Origin of the sequence: Leclercia sp. G3L, from assembly GCF_021117075.1 — a bacterium.
GTDB classification, from domain to species: domain Bacteria; phylum Pseudomonadota; class Gammaproteobacteria; order Enterobacterales; family Enterobacteriaceae; genus Enterobacter; species Enterobacter adecarboxylatus_C.
The window spans coordinates 4,040,634-4,056,646 of sequence record NZ_CP088265.1 but is presented as its reverse complement, the minus strand read 5'-3'; the positions used below and the strand labels follow the sequence as shown (position 1 = coordinate 4,056,646).

At 59.8% G+C, this 16,013-nt stretch carries 17 protein-coding genes; 9 read left to right on the top strand and 8 right to left on the bottom strand.

Translation table 11 applies throughout. From position 1 onward, the window contains the following. Positions 1–15: 15 nt before the first annotated feature. From LRS40_RS20955 to LRS40_RS20930, 6 genes are read right to left on the bottom strand one after another with little or no spacing between them, the layout of a single operon-like run. Positions 16–648: an ATP-binding cassette domain-containing protein gene (locus LRS40_RS20955; RefSeq protein ID WP_231312569.1), complete on the bottom strand. Its 633-nt coding sequence runs from the start codon at positions 646–648 to the stop codon at positions 16–18. Next, entirely contained in the window at positions 648–2,183 is a 1,536-nt protein-coding gene (locus LRS40_RS20950) for an ABC transporter permease subunit (protein ID WP_231312568.1), read from the bottom strand. The genes LRS40_RS20955 and LRS40_RS20950 overlap by 1 nt, the downstream gene beginning before the upstream one ends. After that, the gene (locus LRS40_RS20945) at positions 2,156–3,328 is read right to left on the bottom strand and encodes an ABC transporter substrate-binding protein (RefSeq protein ID WP_370649926.1); all 1,173 of its coding nucleotides are present in this window, start codon (positions 3,326–3,328) and stop codon (positions 2,156–2,158) included. The genes LRS40_RS20950 and LRS40_RS20945 overlap by 28 nt, the downstream gene beginning before the upstream one ends. An 11-nt stretch (positions 3,329–3,339) precedes the next feature. Further along, positions 3,340–4,026, bottom strand: coding sequence for a TVP38/TMEM64 family protein (locus tag LRS40_RS20940; RefSeq protein ID WP_231312567.1), 687 nt, complete (start codon positions 4,024–4,026; stop codon positions 3,340–3,342). After that, positions 4,027–4,836 (bottom strand): exodeoxyribonuclease III, encoded by an 810-nt coding sequence (gene xthA / locus LRS40_RS20935; protein ID WP_142489154.1) that lies wholly within the window; start codon positions 4,834–4,836, stop codon positions 4,027–4,029. A 47-nt stretch (positions 4,837–4,883) separates the two neighbouring features. After that, entirely contained in the window at positions 4,884–5,135 is a 252-nt protein-coding gene (locus LRS40_RS20930) for a hypothetical protein (RefSeq protein WP_142489155.1), read from the bottom strand. A gap of 145 nt (positions 5,136–5,280) precedes the next feature. On the opposite strand from LRS40_RS20930, the gene LRS40_RS20925 reads away from it, so the two are divergent. The 7 genes from LRS40_RS20925 to ves all read left to right on the top strand — a co-directional run bounded on the left by LRS40_RS20925 (position 5,281) and on the right by ves (position 12,984). Next, positions 5,281–6,501, top strand: a complete 1,221-nt coding sequence (locus LRS40_RS20925) for an aspartate aminotransferase family protein (RefSeq protein ID WP_231312566.1) — start codon at positions 5,281–5,283, stop codon at positions 6,499–6,501. Further along, the gene (gene astA, locus LRS40_RS20920; RefSeq protein ID WP_142489157.1) at positions 6,498–7,532 is read left to right on the top strand and encodes an arginine N-succinyltransferase; all 1,035 of its coding nucleotides are present in this window, start codon (positions 6,498–6,500) and stop codon (positions 7,530–7,532) included. The genes LRS40_RS20925 and astA overlap by 4 nt, the downstream gene beginning before the upstream one ends. Next, a complete protein-coding gene (astD, locus tag LRS40_RS20915; protein WP_231312564.1) occupies positions 7,529–9,016 on the top strand; it encodes a succinylglutamate-semialdehyde dehydrogenase in 1,488 nt (495 codons plus the stop codon). The genes astA and astD overlap by 4 nt, the downstream gene beginning before the upstream one ends. Beyond that, positions 9,003–10,328, top strand: coding sequence for an N-succinylarginine dihydrolase (gene astB, locus LRS40_RS20910; protein ID WP_231312563.1), 1,326 nt, complete (start codon positions 9,003–9,005; stop codon positions 10,326–10,328). Before astD ends, astB begins: the two co-directional genes overlap by 14 nt. Before the next feature lie 10 nt (positions 10,329–10,338). Then, on the top strand, positions 10,339–11,304 hold the full coding sequence (gene astE, locus LRS40_RS20905; RefSeq protein ID WP_231312562.1) for a succinylglutamate desuccinylase: 966 nt from the start codon (positions 10,339–10,341) through the stop codon (positions 11,302–11,304). A gap of 337 nt (positions 11,305–11,641) precedes the next feature. Continuing rightward, complete coding sequence (gene spy / locus LRS40_RS20900) at positions 11,642–12,130, top strand: ATP-independent periplasmic protein-refolding chaperone Spy (RefSeq protein WP_142489161.1); 489 nt, start codon at positions 11,642–11,644, stop codon at positions 12,128–12,130. A 296-nt stretch (positions 12,131–12,426) separates the two neighbouring features. Then, positions 12,427–12,984 carry an environmental stress-induced protein Ves gene (gene ves / locus LRS40_RS20895; protein WP_231312560.1) on the top strand — a complete coding sequence of 186 codons (558 nt, stop codon included), beginning with the start codon at positions 12,427–12,429 and terminating at the stop codon, positions 12,982–12,984. Here ves and cho read toward each other — a convergent pair. Then, positions 12,953–13,840: an excinuclease Cho gene (cho, locus tag LRS40_RS20890; protein ID WP_231312559.1), complete on the bottom strand. Its 888-nt coding sequence runs from the start codon at positions 13,838–13,840 to the stop codon at positions 12,953–12,955. The genes ves and cho overlap by 32 nt on opposite strands. A gap of 85 nt (positions 13,841–13,925) precedes the next feature. Further along, positions 13,926–14,753 (bottom strand): ammonia-dependent NAD(+) synthetase, encoded by an 828-nt coding sequence (gene nadE / locus LRS40_RS20885; RefSeq protein WP_142489164.1) that lies wholly within the window; start codon positions 14,751–14,753, stop codon positions 13,926–13,928. Between the two features lie 231 nt (positions 14,754–14,984). On the opposite strand from nadE, the gene osmE reads away from it, so the two are divergent. Both osmE and chbB read left to right on the top strand, forming a co-directional pair. Next, positions 14,985–15,326: an osmotically-inducible lipoprotein OsmE gene (osmE, locus tag LRS40_RS20880; protein WP_106993615.1), complete on the top strand. Its 342-nt coding sequence runs from the start codon at positions 14,985–14,987 to the stop codon at positions 15,324–15,326. Positions 15,327–15,599: 273 nt separating this feature from the next. Next, the gene (gene chbB, locus LRS40_RS20875) at positions 15,600–15,917 is read left to right on the top strand and encodes a PTS N,N'-diacetylchitobiose transporter subunit IIB (protein ID WP_142489165.1); all 318 of its coding nucleotides are present in this window, start codon (positions 15,600–15,602) and stop codon (positions 15,915–15,917) included. Positions 15,918–16,013: the final 96 nt, after the last annotated feature.

Below are 16,013 nucleotides of genomic sequence, written 5' to 3'. Positions count from 1 at the left end.
AGGATGTCACGGGATTCACTGCCAGCCTGCCATCGGCAGCATCTGCCCATTCGCGGGAATATCGTCGTCATCGTGCGTCACCAGTACTACCGGGATCCGCCGGGCACGCACTTCGGCAAACACCCAGCGGCGAAACTGGTCGCGCAGATTTTTATCCAGACGGCTAAAAGGCTCGTCGAGCAGCAGCGCCTGGGGTTGAGCCAGCAGGGCGCGGAGCAGGCTCACCCGGGCGCGCTGGCCGCCGGAGAGCGTGGCGGGATCGCGACGAAAGAAGCCGCTCAATTCCGCGGCGTCCAGCGCGTCGTTAACCTGCTGTATGCGCGCCTCGCCTTTGACCGCCGCCGGGAGCGCCAGCAGCAGATTCTGCCCGACGCTGAAGTGATCGAAGAGCAACGCATCCTGAAACAGCAGCCCGAGCCCCCGCAGCTCGGTGGGCAGGGCGTCGCAGCGCCGGGAATTGATCCACAGCTCTCCGGCAGCGCGAAAATCGCCGGGCAGAGCCCCCACCATCCAGGCAAACAGCGACGATTTCCCGCTGCCGGAAGGGCCCATCAGGGTGAGTATTTCGCCAGGCGGCACCTCGAAACTGACGTTGTGCAGCAGCGTCATCTGGCGCAGCGAGAGCGAAACATCCTTAACCATCAGCATTAACGTAACCCCTGTCGAAAGCGGCCCACCAGCCGGGAAAGCAGGATGCAGGCGGCAAAGACCAGCATCAGTAGCAGCAGCTGCCACAGCGCCTGGGCCGCCAGCACGGCGCTACTGCCGCCGCTGCTGAGCGCCACGGCGTCGGTGGTCAGCGTGGCGTACCGGCCGCTGCCCAGCCACAGGGTGGGCAGATACTGCGCCATACTGACGGAAAATCCGACCGCAAAAGCGGTGAGCGCCGGACGGATCATCTGCGGGCATTTGACCAGCCAGAATATTTTAAGCGATCCCCAGCCGAGGGTGCGGGCGATCAGGATCAGGCGCGGATCGAGTCGGCGCCAGGCCGGCTGCATCACCAGCAGCATCCACGGCAGCACCCACAGTAAATGACCCCACAGCACGGCAATCCACTCTCCGTCGAGCTGCATCAGCAGCGCCAGCTGATACTGTCCGGCCACCAGCGGCAGGGCGGGGAGCGCCAGCGGTAGCCAGACCCAGAAGCCCCCGCGCTGCGGGCCCCACTCCAGCCAGAGCAGGATCATTCCCAGCGCAAGCGCCGCCGAACAGAGACCCAGCGACAGGCTCACCGCCGCCGTGTCGCGGGAGACGCGAGCATCGCCCGCCACCAGCACCAGGATCGCCACGCTGACGAGGCCCGCCAGGGGCAGCAGCAGGGCGCAGGCGCGTCCCACCCGCAGCGGGCGCGGCGTCGGGCGCTCCCCGGAGACGTCCGGGATAGTGCGTTTCCAGCGTCGCCAGCAGAGAAACAGCGCGACGGCGATCGGCTCCAGGATGATCAGCAGGATCGCACAGACCAGCATCCCTTTGGCCTGCTGTTGTGTATTCCCCTGTGAAAGCCACTGCCAGGCCAGCACGGCGAGGGTAGGAGGGTTTCCCGGTCCGAGGATCAGAGCCACGTCCACCACTGACAGCGTCCAGGCGATCGTCGCCAGCATCACCGCCCCCAGCGCGGGGGCAATGGCGGGCAGAATCAGCCAGCGCAGCGCCTGCCAGCGGCCATAGCCCAGCGAACGCAGCACGGTCACTTTTTGCGCCAGATCTTTTTCCGGCAGCGAGGCGTAAATCGCCCAGAGAACAAACGCGCTCTCCTTGATAGCGAGGGTCAGGCCAAGGCCAATTCCGTAGCGATCCAGCACCGGGGAGCAGAACGAACAGAGGCGGTAGAGCTCGCCGCCTTCGGCAAAAATCAGCAGCACGCTGACCGCAAACGCCACGTGGGGGATCGCCAGCAGCCAGGGCAGGTGGTTGCACAGCCGTCGCCAGCGGCTACCGGGCCACAGCGCGGCCACCACCGCCAGCGCCAGCAGTAGCGCCCCGACGGCGGCAATCAGGGTAGACACCAGGGTGGCGATCAGCGCCTGCGGCAGCTGAGGATCCGCTGCCAGCGCCCGCCAGTTCTCCAGGGAGAAGATCGGCGGTAACAGCAGGGCAACGGCAGGCAGCAGCGGCAGATACACCGCCGCCATCAGCAGCCAGGCGAGCCCGCTTAGTGGGTGCCGTAGCGACGCAGCCATTCCTGCTCCAGCGCGTTAACCCAGGCGGCGTGCGGTTCCGCGAGCGTGGCCGGGAGTCCTGCCGGGATAAACTGACGCAACGCTGCGGCCTCAGCGGCAGGCAAGGTCTGTGGATCCAGCACGCTCGGATCGCCCCAGTTGGCGGGGTCCGCCTTGCGGATCTGCGCCTGCGGCGAGAGTAAAAAGTTAGCCACGACCTTCGCGCCCGCGCTGGCAGAGGCATTGGCCGGGATCGTCACAAAGTGCACGTTGCCGATCATCCCCTGTTGAAAACCAAAGCTGTAGCTGTCAGCGGGCAGCTCGTTGCTGTTCACTTTTTGCCGCGCGTGGGCCGGGTTAAAGGTGATCGATAGCCCTAAATTGCCACTTGCCAGCAGGGCATCCATCCGCGCCGGTGACGGCGGGAAATCTTTACCCTCGCGCCACAGATGGGGATGCAGCTTATCCAGATACGCCCACAGCGGGGCGGTGACCGCAGCGAAACTGGCGTTGTCCGGCAGCTGCTTCAGCGCCTCCGGCAGGGTGGTTTGCGTCAGCAGGAGCTGTTCCAGAAACGCGGTGCCGGTAAAGTCGGGCGGTCGCGGATAGGTGACGGTACCGGGATGTTGGGTGGCGTACGCCAGCAGCGCCTGCGGGTCCGACAGCGGTTGCGGCAGGGTCTTGCGGCTGGCGATAAAGGTGAGCTGGGCGCTGCCCCATGGCGACTCAGCCCCCTCGGTCGGGATGGCGAAATCTTCCGTCACCGGTTTAGTCGTATCCACATAGCGCCAGTTGGGCAGGCTTTGTGCCCATCCGGTCTGCAGCAGCCCGGCGGTTTTCAGGGTGCGGAAGTTCTCGCCGTTGACCCACAGCAGATCGACCGAGCCGTTGGTTTTACGCCCGGCGCTGGCCTCGGTCTGGATGCGTTTTACCGCGTCGGCGGCATCCGCCAGACGGACAATCTTCAGGGTAATGGCGTAGTGGGTTTTCATCTCGCCGCTCACCCAGTCCAGATAGCGGTTTACCGCCTCATCGCCGCCCCAGGCGTTAAACCAGACGGTCTGGCCCCGGGCATCCTCTTTAGTTTTCTGCCAGCCGTCATTGGCCAGCGCCGGCCCTGCCATCAGCAGGCCGGTTAACAACATGCAAAAACGCGCACGGCGCATAATGCCCCCTGTTATGGAGAAGTGCGGGAAAAGCGGGCAAACAGCCAGCGGGTAATCAGCGGCAGCAGTCCCAGTAGCGTAAAGGCGAAAACCACGCCCGGCGAGAGGATATCACGCAGCGAGGCGATCTGCCCTAACTGGTGGCCGGCATTGAGAAAAACCACCGCACCGGGCAGCATCCCGAGCTGGCTGACCCACCAGTAGCGCCGTACCCCGAGGGTCGTCACCCCGGCCAGCAGGTTGACCATAAAGAAAGGAAACAGCGGCATCAGGCGCAGGGCAAACAGATAAAAAACCCCGTCGCGGGCAACTCCGTCATTCACGGTGCGCATCGGCCCGGCAAAGCGGCGCTGCACCCAGTCGCGCAGCAGATAGCGGCTGACCAGCATCGCCAGGGTTGCGCCTAGCGTGGCGGCGAAGGAGACCAGCAAAATCCCCGGCCACAGACCAAACAGCGCCCCGCCGAGCAGGGTCAGCAGCGCAGCCCCCGGCAGCGACAGGGTGGTGACCAGCACATAGAGAATGAAAAAGAGCGCGGCGCTCTGGAACGGTGCCTGTTGGCAGTAAAGCAGCAGCGCCTGATGCCGGGCCTGAAGATTTTCCAGCGTCAGGACGCCGGGAGGCAGTTGCGTATAAATAACAACAAATGCGCCCAGAAGGGCGCACAGAAGTGTGATTTTACGGACGTTTGCCGCCATTCATTTTACGTCGAATGTCGCCCATACCGGGGCGTGGTCGGACGGTTTTTCCATGCTGCGGATCTCGTAATCGATCCCGGTTTCAATGCAGCGCTCTGCCAGCGGCGCGCTTGCCAGCAGCAGGTCGATGCGCAGGCCGCGGTTATCGTCAAAGCCTCTGGAGCGGTAATCAAACCACGAGAAGCGATCCTGGGTCTCCGGGTTGGCGTGGCGGAAGGTATCCACCAGACCCCAGTCCATCAGACGCGCCATCCACTCGCGCTCTTCCGGCAGGAAGGAGCACTTCCCGGCGCGGAGCCAGCGTTTGCGGCTGTCTTCGCCGATGCCGATATCCAGATCGGTATGGCTGATGTTCATGTCACCCATGATCAGCACCGGATTCTCTTTGTTCAGCTCGGTTTCGAGGAAGGACTGCAGATCCTGGTAGAACTTCTCTTTAGCCGGGAATTTCAGCGGATGGTCGCGGCTCTCGCCCTGCGGAAAGTAGCCATTGATCACGGTGATGTTGCCAAGCGGCGAGGGAATTTCCGCCATGATGATGCGACGCTGGGAATCTTCACCGTCCCCCGGGAAGCCGCGACGCACCGAGACGGGCGTCTCTTTGGTCAGCAGGGCCACACCGTAATGGCCTTTCTGGCCGTGATAAAAGACGTTGTAACCCAGCTTTGCCACCTCTTCCAGAGGGAACATATCGTCGTGGACTTTTGTCTCCTGCAGGCCGATAACGTCAGGCTGATGCTGCTCAACGATGGCTTGCAGTTGATGAGGACGGGCGCGCAGGCCGTTGATATTAAAAGAGACAAATTTCATAGTCGCTGCCAGTGCAAGGTGAATAGTGCAAGGATGGTAGCAGAATTTCATTGGGCTGACTGCCGCCGCTGCGTATGTTCCAGCCATTTCTGCGATAGATCGTACTGACAGTGCAATTTTTGCACCGATCTGGCGCGTGATGCCCTGCGATGGCGCGTAAATGGACCACAAATTTCGCGAGCGATCACAATTCCAGAATTATATTTGGCTTCTGCATAAAACAGCTGTTTTTCATCCGGCAAAGCCGCGCTTGTTGTAAAAATATTCACTTTATATGCAATAACAGTGAATAACTCCATATCGTAACCTGTTGATACTACGTTCCCCCATCCCGTTTATGCATTTTTATCGCTGGCTGGCACGATCGCTGCAATCTACATTTACAGCGCAAACACTAAAATATTTAACATTTAATCAACCTTTTATTTACCGGATGAGGTCGCTATGTCTCTGTCAATTACGCGTGAAAACTTTGATGAATGGATGATGCCGGTTTACGCCCCGGCGGCTTTTATTCCGGTACGGGGAGAGGGCTCACGCCTGTGGGATCAGCAGGGCAAAGAGTATATCGACTTCGCCGGCGGCATTGCGGTTAACGCCCTGGGCCACGCCCATCCGGCGCTGCGACAGGCGCTGAATGACCAGGCGGCGAAGTTCTGGCATACCGGGAACGGGTACACCAACGAACCGGCGCTGCGCCTGGCGAAAAAACTGATCGACGCCACCTTCGCCGAAAAAGTGTTCTTCTGTAACTCCGGGGCCGAAGCTAACGAAGCGGCGCTGAAGCTGGCGCGTAAATATGCCCACGACAACTTTGGTAGCCAGAAAAGCGGCATCGTTGCTTTCAAAAATGCCTTCCACGGCCGCACCCTTTTTACCGTCAGCGCGGGCGGTCAGCCTTCTTATTCCCAGGACTTTGCGCCGCTGCCGCCGGATATCCGTCACGCGATCTATAACGATCTGCAATCCGCCAGCGAGCTGATCGACGACACCACCTGCGCGGTGATCGTCGAGCCGATGCAGGGCGAGGGCGGCGTGCTGCCTGGGGATAAAGCCTTCCTCCAGGGGCTGCGCGAGCTGTGCGATCGCCACAACGCGGTGCTGATTTTTGATGAAGTTCAGACCGGCGTCGGCCGCACCGGCGAGCTGTATGCCTATATGCATTACGGCGTCACCCCGGACGTGCTCTCCACCGCCAAGGCCCTCGGCGGCGGCTTCCCGGTGGGGGCAATGCTCACCACCGACAAATTCGCCCGGGTGATGACCGTCGGCACCCACGGCACCACCTACGGCGGTAACCCGCTGGCGTCGGCGGTGGCCGGTCAGGTGCTGGATATCATCAACACCCCGGAAGTGCTGACCGGCGTCAGGCAGCGTCATGAGTGGTTTGTCGAGCGCCTGCAGGCCATTAACGCCAAAACCGGCCTGTTCAAAGAAATTCGCGGTCTGGGGCTGCTGATTGGCTGCGTGCTCACGGAGGAGTTCGCCGGAAAAGCTAAACTTATCTCACAGGAAGCGGCAAAAGCGGGCGTGATGGTGTTGATCGCCGGGGCTAACGTGGTGCGCTTCGCGCCTGCGCTGATCGTCAGCGAGGAAGAAGTGCAGACCGGGTTAGATCGCTTCGCGCTGGCCTGTGAACGTGTGAAGTCCGGGGTGTCATCATGATGGTCATCCGTCCCATTGAGCGCGGTGATTTATCCGCCCTCATGCAGCTTGCCGGTAAAACAGGAGGCGGGTTGACCTCGCTTCCCGTTGATGAAAATACCCTCTCGGCGCGCATTGAGCGCTCGCTGGAGACCTGGCAAGGGACGCTGCCGAAAGGCGAACAGGGCTACGTGTTTGTGCTGGAGGATACCGACAGCGGCACCGTGGCCGGGATCTGCGCCATTGAGGTGGCGGTGGGTCTGAACGATCCCTGGTACAACTACCGTGTCGGCACCCTGGTGCACGCTTCGAAAGAGCTGAACGTCTACAATGCGCTGCCGACGCTGTTCCTCAGCAACGATCACACCGGCAGCAGCGAGCTGTGCACGCTGTTTCTCGATCCGGAATGGCGCAAGGAGGGCAACGGTTATCTGCTCTCCAAATCGCGCTTTCTCTTTATGGCCGCCTTCCGCGACCGCTTTAATGAAAAAGTAGTGGCCGAGATGCGCGGCGTGATCGACGAAACCGGCTTCTCGCCGTTCTGGCAAAGCCTGGGGGAACGCTTCTTCTCGATGGAGTTCAGCAAGGCCGACTATCTGTGCGGTACCGGGCAGAAAGCCTTTATTGCCGAGCTGATGCCAAAACATCCTATCTATACCTATTTCCTCAGCCCCGAAGCGCAGGCCGTGATTGGCCAGGTGCATCCGCAAACCGCCCCGGCGCGCGCGGTACTGGAGAAAGAAGGGTTCCGCTACCGTAACTATGTCGACATCTTTGACGGCGGCCCGACGCTGGAGTGCGACATCGACCGGGTGCGGGCGATCCGTAAAAGCCGTCTGGTAGAGGTAGCCGAAGGCCAGCCTGCGCCGGGCGAGTGGCCCGCCTGCCTGGTGGCCAATGAACAATATGACCAGTTCCGCGCCACGCTGATCCGCGTGGATCCTGACTGTGAACGTCTGGTGCTGACCCCAGCCCAGCTGGATGCCCTGAAATGCCGCGCCGGCGATCGTATTCGCATGGTGCGCCTGTGCCCCGAGGAGAAAACAGCATGAACTTATGGATTAACGGCGACTGGGTGACCGGCGAAGGTGAACCACGCACCAAACACAATCCGGTAGGTCAGGAGGTGTTATGGCAGGGGGCGGACGCCAGCGCCGCGCAGGTTGAGCAGGCGTGCCGTGCGGCGCGCGCCGCCTTCCCGGGCTGGGCGAAGCTGCCGTTCAGCGCCCGTCAGGCCATCGTTGAGAAATTTGCTACCCTGCTGGAGGCCAACAAACAGGAGCTGACCCGCATCATTGCCAGCGAAACCGGCAAACCACGCTGGGAAGCGGCGACCGAAATCACCGCGATGATCAACAAAATCGCCATTTCGGTGAAGGCCTACCACACCCGCACCGGCGAGCAGCGTACCGAGATGGCCGACGGCGCCGCCACCCTGCGCCACCGCCCGCACGGCGTGCTGGCGGTGTTCGGCCCCTATAACTTCCCCGGCCATCTGCCGAACGGCCATATCGTGCCCGCGCTGCTGGCGGGTAACACGGTGATCTTCAAGCCGAGCGAGCTGACGCCGTGGAGCGGGGAGGCGGTCGTCAAACTGTGGGAGCAGGCCGTGCTGCCGCCGGGCGTGCTCAATCTGGTACAGGGCGGGCGCGAAACCGGCCAGGCCCTGAGTGCGCTGGGCGACATTGACGGGCTGCTGTTTACCGGCAGCGCCGGCACCGGCTACCAGCTGCACCGCCAGCTGGCCGGACAGCCGGAAAAAATTCTGGCCCTCGAGATGGGCGGCAACAATGCTCTGATCGTCGACGATCCGGCGGATATCAACGCCGCGGTTCATTTGACCATCCAGTCGGCCTTTATCACCGCCGGGCAGCGCTGCACCTGCGCCCGTCGTCTGCTGGTAAAAAGCGGTGCCGAGGGTGACGCCTTCCTCGCCCGTCTGGTGGAGGTGAGTGCACTTCTGCTGCCGGGCGAGTGGGATGCCAGCGACCAGCCGTTTATCGGCGGGCTGATCTCCGAACAGGCGGCGAAAAACGTCTATCACGTCTGGCGGGAGCATGTCGCCCGTGGCGGCCAGTCGCTGTTGGATCCGCGTCTGGTGAAGGCGGGCACCTCTTTATTGACGCCGGGCATTGTTGAGATGACCGGGGTGCGCGATGTACCGGACGAAGAGGTCTTCGGTCCGCTGCTCTGCGTCTGGCGCTATGACGATTTCGACCAGGCCATCGCGATGGCTAACACCACGCGCTACGGCCTGTCGTGCGGGCTGATCTCCCCGGATCGCGAGAAGTTCGACCAGCTGCTGCTGGAGGCGCGCGCCGGGATCGTTAACTGGAACAAACCGCTCACCGGCGCGGCCAGTACTGCGCCCTTTGGCGGCGTAGGGGCCTCCGGCAACCACCGCGCCAGCGCCTGGTATGCGGCGGATTACTGTGCCTGGCCGATGGCGAGCCTCGAAACTCCGGCCATTGTCCTGCCGGAGCAGCTGAGCCCGGGCCTCGATTTTACTCGGGAGAAGCGCCATGAAAGCGCGTGAAGTTAACTTTGACGGGCTGGTAGGCCTGACCCACCACTATGCCGGGCTGTCGTTCGGCAATGAGGCCTCCACGAAACACCGTTTTCAGATCTCCAACCCGCAACTGGCGGCAAAGCAGGGGCTGTTAAAGATGAAGGCGCTGGCGGATGCGGGCTTTCCCCAGGCGGTGATCCCGCCTCAGGAGCGGCCTAACGTCGGCGTACTGCGCCAGCTCGGTTTTACCGGCACCGATGAACAGGTGGTAGAGAAGGCAGGCACTCAGATGCCACAGCTGCTCTCCGCTGCCAGTTCGGCCTCCTCGATGTGGGTAGCCAATGCCGCGACCGTGGCGCCGTCGGCGGACACTCTCGACGGCAAAGTGCATCTGACGGTGGCTAACCTCAACAACAAATTCCACCGCGCCAGCGAAGCCGGCATCACCGAAAAGGTGCTGCGCGCTCTTTTTCGCGATGAATCCCGTTTCAGCGTTCATACGGCGCTGCCGCAGGTGGCGATGTTCGGTGACGAAGGGGCGGCCAACCATAACCGCCTCGGCGGTGACTATGGTGAGCCAGGCCTGCAGCTGTTTGTTTACGGTCGGGAAGAGGGGGGCAATGAGGCGCCGGCCCGCTACCCGGCACGCCAGACCCTGGCCGCAAGCCAGGCGGTTGCCCGGCTAAACCAGGTCAACCCCGGGCAGCTGATGTTTGCCCAGCAAAACCCGCAGGTGATTGACCAGGGGGTGTTCCATAACGACGTGATTGCCGTATCGAACCGCCAGGTGCTGTTCTGCCATGAGCAGGCGTTTGTGCATCAGGCCGCGCTGCTGGAGGCCCTGCGCGAGCGGGTGCCCGGCTTTATGCCCATCGAAGTGCCGACTGAGGCGGTCTCGGTGCAGGACGCGGTCGCGACCTATCTGTTTAACAGCCAGCTGTTGAGCCGGGACGACGGCAGCATGATGCTGGTCCTGCCGCAGGAGTCGCAGGATCACCCGGGCGTCTGGCGTTATCTGAGTGGTCTGGTGGCGGAGGATAACCCTATCAGCGAGCTGCGGGTATTCGATCTGCGCGAGAGCATGGCTAACGGCGGTGGCCCGGCCTGTCTGCGCCTGCGCGTGGTGCTGACTCCCGAGGAGCAGCGGGCGGTCAACCCGGCGGTAATGATGAACGAGACCCTGTTCAATACCCTCAATGACTGGGTGGACCGCTACTACCGCGATCGCCTGACCCAGGCTGACCTGGTGGATCCGCAGCTGCTGCGCGAAGGGCGCGAGGCGCTGGATGCTCTGACCCAAATTTTGCAGCTCGGGTCTGTCTACCCGTTCCAGCAATAAAGGAGGCGTGATGGACAACTTTCTGACGCTGACGATGGCCGATGAAATGCCTCCCCACCGCGAAGGCAGAGGGGCGTCGTTTCACTGGCGTTGGCTGGCACGCGGGGTGCTGGAGCTGACGCCGGAGGTCGCAAGCACGCGCTCCCTGGTGCTCTCGGCCGGGATCCACGGCAATGAAACCGCACCGGTGGAAATTGTCGACCTGCTGGTGCGGGCGCTGTTTCGCGGCGAACTGACGCTGCGCTGCCGCCTGCTGGTCATCTACGGTAACCCTCCGGCGCTGAGGGCCGGCAAGCGCTATCTCACCTGCGATATCAACCGCCTGTTCAGCGGGCGCGGGGCGCAGTTTCCGGCCTGCGACGAGACCGCGCGGGCGACCCTGCTGGAGGATCTGGTGACAGGATTTTACCAGCAGGCGGGGGACGATCGCTGGCATCTGGATCTGCATACTGCCATCCGCGCCTCTTATCATGAGCGTTTTGGCGTGCTGCCCCAGCGCAGTCAACTCTGGGATGAAGCCTTTATTCAGTGGCTCGGAGATGCCGGGCTGGAGGCGCTGGTCTTTCATCAGGCGCCGGGCGGCACCTTCACCCATTTCAGCTGCGAACGTTTTGGTGCCCTGGCCTGTACCCTGGAGCTGGGCAAGGCGCTGCCGTTCGGCCATAACGATCTGACTCGCTTTGCCACTACCCATCAGGCGCTGTATGCCTTGCTGAGCGGCGAGGCGCCAGGGCAGCATGCTGATCCTGTCCAGCAGTACCGGGTGGTGCAGCAGATCACCCGCCGCAGCGAAGCTTTTGTGCTGCACATGGCGGCGCATACCCTGAACTTTACCCCGTTCCGCCAGGGCAGTTTGCTGGCAGAGGATGGCGAGGAACGCTATGAAGTACACCACCCGACGGAGTATGTTCTGTTCCCGAATCCTGCCGTGGCCTTCGGTTTACGAGCCGGGCTGATGCTGGAAAAAATAACCTGAAACCCTCTGGCCCCATCAGCATAACGCGGTGGGGTTGTTTATTTTCCCAGCCATTTCATTTAGCTGCCGTTTTATTACAGATTATTCCTGGCTGTTTGCTTTATTATTAATCTTTCACCCGGTATACTCCTTCACAATCTCTTTAAAATCAGTCAGATGAATATTTTTGTTTCAACTCTCCACGCTTTATCCTTATTTCCTCCATATTTGGCGATAATTTGTTTTTTACACTTTCATTGTTTTACCCTTGCTCTGATTAATTGACGATAAACCCCGTAAAGTGAATCTCGTCAACACGGCATAGCGCCGAAGAATAACTGAAAGGAAGGACAAAATTATGCGTAAATTAACTGCACTGTTTGTTGCCTCTACCCTGGCTCTGGGCGCTACCAGCGCGGCGTTCGCCGCAGATACCGCCACCACGACGGCAGCACCGACCGAAAGCAAAATGATGCATCACAAAGGTAAGCCGGGTATGCATCACGACATGATGTTTAAAGACCTGAACCTGACGGATGCGCAGAAAACGCAGATCCGCGACATCATGAAAAGCCAGCGTGACCAGATGAAACGTCCGCCGGTAGAAGAGCGCCGCGCAATGCATGACATCATTGCCAGCGACAGCTTCGATAAAGCGAAAGCCCAGGCGCAGGTCGATAAGATGGCCGAGCAGAACAAAGCCCGCATGCTGGCGCATATGGAAACCCAGAACAAGATTTACAACATCCTGACCCCGGAACAGAAAAAACAGTTCGATGCGAATTTTGAGAAGCGTCTGACAGAACGTTCCGCGCCGGAAGGTAAAATGACCCCACCAGCCGAATAATCGGTTCAGCCATTCAAGACCGCCGGAGTCCTGTTCACCCAAGCGAATACGCTGTGGACAGGTCCGGCGGTTTTTTCTTTTCTCCCCTCTTGCCAGCCGCCGCCATCCCGGTATTCTCCTGTTATCGCTTTGCAGAATGTGTTTGAAATTTCTGACGTTACGGATTTTTACGTCGTCATGCTAAGGCCGTTGTGCACATCTGCCGATACTACCCAGTGATGACCTAACGATAACAATCAAAATGCGACCGCCCTGCGCGGGTTGCTCTGGTGCGTATTGCGCCATTCGGAGTGGTGATGGAATTCTTTGATATCCGCAAAATGCCGATCAGCCTCTGGCGCAACGGGGCCGGCGAGACGCGCGAAATATGTTGTTTTCCCCCCGCAACCCGGGAATTTAACTGGCGTGCCAGTATTGCCTCCCTGGCCAGTAACGGTGACTTTTCCGTCTCACCCGGCGTCGATCGGGTGATCACCCTGCTGGAGGGGGGGGAGGTCCATCTGGATGGCGGAAAGGCGTTTACTCACACGCTGCAGCGTCATCAGCCCTTCAGCTTTGCCGGCGACCTGCCGGTAAAGGCGCAGCTGCTGGAAGGACAGATGTCGATGGATTTCAACATCATGACCCGCCGGGATCGCTGTCGGGCAAAGGTGCGCGTGGCGGACCGCACCTTCACCACCTTTGCCTCACGCGGCGGGGTGGTGTTTGTGCTGAGCGGCGCCTGGCAGCTGGGGGAGAAGCTGCTCACCGCCGATCAGGGCGCATGGTGGCATGAGGGCGACCATACGCTGCGGCTGCTGAAGGAAGAGGGATCCCTGCTGTTCAGCGAGATTTTCTGGCTTCCGGGACACTGAGCGGAATGATCTCGTAGTTTCCGGTCAGCAAGGGCTTGCAGAGAATTTTATACCCATCCTGATCGAAGCCGGCGGGCGTGCGCAGCAGGTCCGCCGCCTCGTCCAGATTGTCGACCGCTCCCAGCCAGAGCCAGTTATGGATGATATGGTAGTGGGTCATGTCCGGGCGCGACTCTTTCAGCGCCACGGCGCTGTCCCACGGCCAGCAGGTGACGCCTATCGCCTGCAATCCCTCGACTAAACGCTGCTGATGATCCTCAACGCTCTCTTTCCCGCAGCACGCGCCCGCGCAGCGCTTCAGAGCGGAACGGAAGCAGGCCCGCCCGCGGCTTAGCGACTCCAGCCCCAGCAGGCCGTAACAGAGCTGGCGCTCATCGGCCAGCGTCTGCAGGGTTTGCAGCGCCGCACGGCGGTTGGCGAAGAGGCCAAACAGATTCGGCGTGTGTGAAAAATCGACCTCGCGGGCGTACACGATCTGCGGTTTACCCTCGGTGATTTGCAGGGAGCAGAGCTGGCGATTGCGGCGCAGTCGTTTATTGAACAGCGGTTGCTGCTCCTTAATCAAGCGCGCCTCAAGCAGCAGAGCGCCCAGTTCACCGGCGGTCTGGATCCAGGTGATACGCCGGGACTGGCGCAGCATGGCGGCCTCGTCCGGGGTACGCAGATGTGACAGCACCCGGCTGCGAATATTGACGCTTTTACCGATATAAAGGGGCATGGCGTCGCTGTCGCCATGGAAGAAGTAGACGCCAGGCTGCTTGGGCAGTGCCTCAAGCCACGGGCGCAGATGTTCGGGATATTCATAGATAGCTGCCGCTTCGAATTCAAGCCGCGGTGCCGATTGACGCCTGCTCACAACTTACTCCTGATACTGTTCAGGCATACAGTGTAGCAGCTGTGGTGTGGTTAAAAAAGAGGCGGCAGATGCCGCCCCGTCATAATTATTGTTTCCAGAAGTCGTCGAATACCGTGATCGGCGGGCGACGTTTGTGTTCGGTCTTCAGATACCAGCCTTCAATAATACGGGCGGTGCCTTCATCCAGCGTCTTGCCTTCGAGATAATCGTCAATGTTTTCATAGGTCACGCCCAGCGCGGCTTCATCCGGCAGGGAAGGGCGATCGTCTTCCAGATCCGCGGTAGGGGCTTTTTTGTAAAGATGCTCCGGGCAGCCCAGCGCGGCCAGCAGCTGTTTGCCCTGGCGCTTGTTGAGACGGAACAGCGGGTTAATGTCGGTGCCGCCGTCGCCATATTTGGTGAAGAAACCGGTCAGCGCTTCGGCCGCATGGTCAGTGCCCACCACCACGCCGCTGGTCATCCCGGCGATGCTGTACTGGGCTTTCATGCGCTCGCGGGCCTTTTCATTGCCGCGCACGAAGTCGCTCAGCTCAATACCCGCGTCGCGCAATGCCTTTTCGCTGGCCAGCACCGCTTCTTTAATGTTTACGGTCAGGACGCGATCCGCCTGAATGAATTCGAGGGCATCCTGGCAATCCTGCTCGTCAAACTGCACGCCGAAGGGCAGGCGCACCGCGATAAACTGCAGGGATTCATTACCCGTTTCGGCGCGCAGTTCGCTGATCGCCATCTGGGCGAGCTTCCCGGCGAGGGTGGAGTCCTGACCGCCGCTGATGCCCAGCACCAGCGTCTTCAGAAACGGGAAGCGGGTTAAATAGGATTTCAAAAAATCGACGCTACGGCGGATCTCTTCTTCCGCATTGATGGTGGGTTTGGCACCCAGCGCCTGGATAATTTCTTGTTGCAGAGCCATTTAGCCCCTCCGTTACACAAATTTGCCTGATGAATGTTCTGTTAAAGCTAACTCGTCATGCGGAAAACGACAAGGATCACACATTTGAATTGGGCGAACCAGGCCGATTTAGCAGCTTATGTGTGCTTTACAGGAATTTTCCGAAAAAACTTTGCCGTCACGCTTAAGGTTGAAAAATGTGATTTTCTATTCCAGGCTTACATAACACGCTGATAAACAAGAGGACGGAATATGAACAAGAATTTAGCAGGAATGTTAGGCGCAGCGGCTGTAATGACTTTGCTGGCAGGGTGTACCGCGTATGACCGTACGACGGACCAGTTTAAAGAGCCCGTCGTAAAAGACGTTAAAAAAGGGATGAGCCGTGCACAGGTACAGCAGCTTGCCGGTAAGCCGTCATCAGAGGTGACGATGATCCACGCGCGTGGTACCTGCCAGACCTACATCCTGGGTCAACGTGATGGTAAAACAGAAACTTACTTTGTGGCCCTCGACGATACTGGCCACGTGATTAACTCCGGCTACCAGACCTGTGCGGAATACGATACCGATCCGCAGGCGCCTAAGGCCTGATAACGCCTTTTCCTGAGCAAAGAGACAAACCGGCCGCATGGCCGGTTTTTTTACGTCTCTACACATCTTAATTCTCACCGCGAATTATTTGCCCAAAATGTGAAGGTGGTCATAACGACAGGTCAAGGAGAGACAATTGTAGTCTCTTTCGAATTATCCCTGGGAAATCAGTTGCCGTATACTCCATCCATCAGATACGCCAGCGAGGGAATCCGGTCGGTCAAGGCGGGGATATCGCGGCGAAAGCGGTGAGCATATAAGAGGGAAATTGCTATGGAAAAGAAACATATCTATCTGTTTTGCTCGGCGGGCATGTCAACGTCACTGCTGGTGTCAAAGATGCGCGCGCAGGCAGAGAAGTACGAAGTACCGGTTGTGATTGAAGCCTTCCCGGAAACGCTGGCAGGCGAGAAAGGGACCCAAGCGGATGTGGTGCTGTTAGGGCCGCAAATTGCCTATATGTTGCCGGAGATTCAACGTCTGTTACCGAATAAACCGGTTGAAGTGATCGACTCTGCGCTGTACGGCAAAGTGGATGGTTTGGGTGTTCTTAAAGCTGCTGTAGCAGCGATTAAAAAAGCTGCTAATTAATTTAATTTTTTATTTTTCCCGTCAAAGAGCAATTTCACACACACTTAGGTAATGGTGCCAACTTACTGATTTAGTGTACGATGGTGTTTTTGAGGT

Bases quoted from the DNA above. Each gene is read 5' to 3' on its own strand.
- astA (WP_142489157.1), top strand. From the start codon at position 6,498: ATGATGGTCATCCGTCCCATTGAGCGCGGTGATTTATCCGCCCTCATG.
- astD (WP_231312564.1), top strand. From the start codon at position 7,529: ATGAACTTATGGATTAACGGCGACTGGGTGACCGGCGAAGGTGAACCA.
- ves (WP_231312560.1), top strand. From the start codon at position 12,427: ATGGAATTCTTTGATATCCGCAAAATGCCGATCAGCCTCTGGCGCAAC.
- xthA (WP_142489154.1), bottom strand. From the start codon at position 4,836: ATGAAATTTGTCTCTTTTAATATCAACGGCCTGCGCGCCCGTCCTCAT.
- LRS40_RS20940 (WP_231312567.1), bottom strand. From the start codon at position 4,026: ATGGCGGCAAACGTCCGTAAAATCACACTTCTGTGCGCCCTTCTGGGC.
- astB (WP_231312563.1), top strand. From the start codon at position 9,003: ATGAAAGCGCGTGAAGTTAACTTTGACGGGCTGGTAGGCCTGACCCAC.
- chbB (WP_142489165.1), top strand. From the start codon at position 15,600: ATGGAAAAGAAACATATCTATCTGTTTTGCTCGGCGGGCATGTCAACG.
- spy (WP_142489161.1), top strand. From the start codon at position 11,642: ATGCGTAAATTAACTGCACTGTTTGTTGCCTCTACCCTGGCTCTGGGC.
- nadE (WP_142489164.1), bottom strand. From the start codon at position 14,753: ATGGCTCTGCAACAAGAAATTATCCAGGCGCTGGGTGCCAAACCCACC.
- osmE (WP_106993615.1), top strand. From the start codon at position 14,985: ATGAACAAGAATTTAGCAGGAATGTTAGGCGCAGCGGCTGTAATGACT.
- LRS40_RS20950 (WP_231312568.1), bottom strand. From the start codon at position 2,183: ATGGCTGCGTCGCTACGGCACCCACTAAGCGGGCTCGCCTGGCTGCTG.
- LRS40_RS20955 (WP_231312569.1), bottom strand. From the start codon at position 648: ATGCTGATGGTTAAGGATGTTTCGCTCTCGCTGCGCCAGATGACGCTG.
- LRS40_RS20945 (WP_370649926.1), bottom strand. From the start codon at position 3,328: ATGCGCCGTGCGCGTTTTTGCATGTTGTTAACCGGCCTGCTGATGGCA.
- LRS40_RS20925 (WP_231312566.1), top strand. From the start codon at position 5,281: ATGTCTCTGTCAATTACGCGTGAAAACTTTGATGAATGGATGATGCCG.
- LRS40_RS20930 (WP_142489155.1), bottom strand. From the start codon at position 5,135: ATGGAGTTATTCACTGTTATTGCATATAAAGTGAATATTTTTACAACA.
- astE (WP_231312562.1), top strand. From the start codon at position 10,339: ATGGACAACTTTCTGACGCTGACGATGGCCGATGAAATGCCTCCCCAC.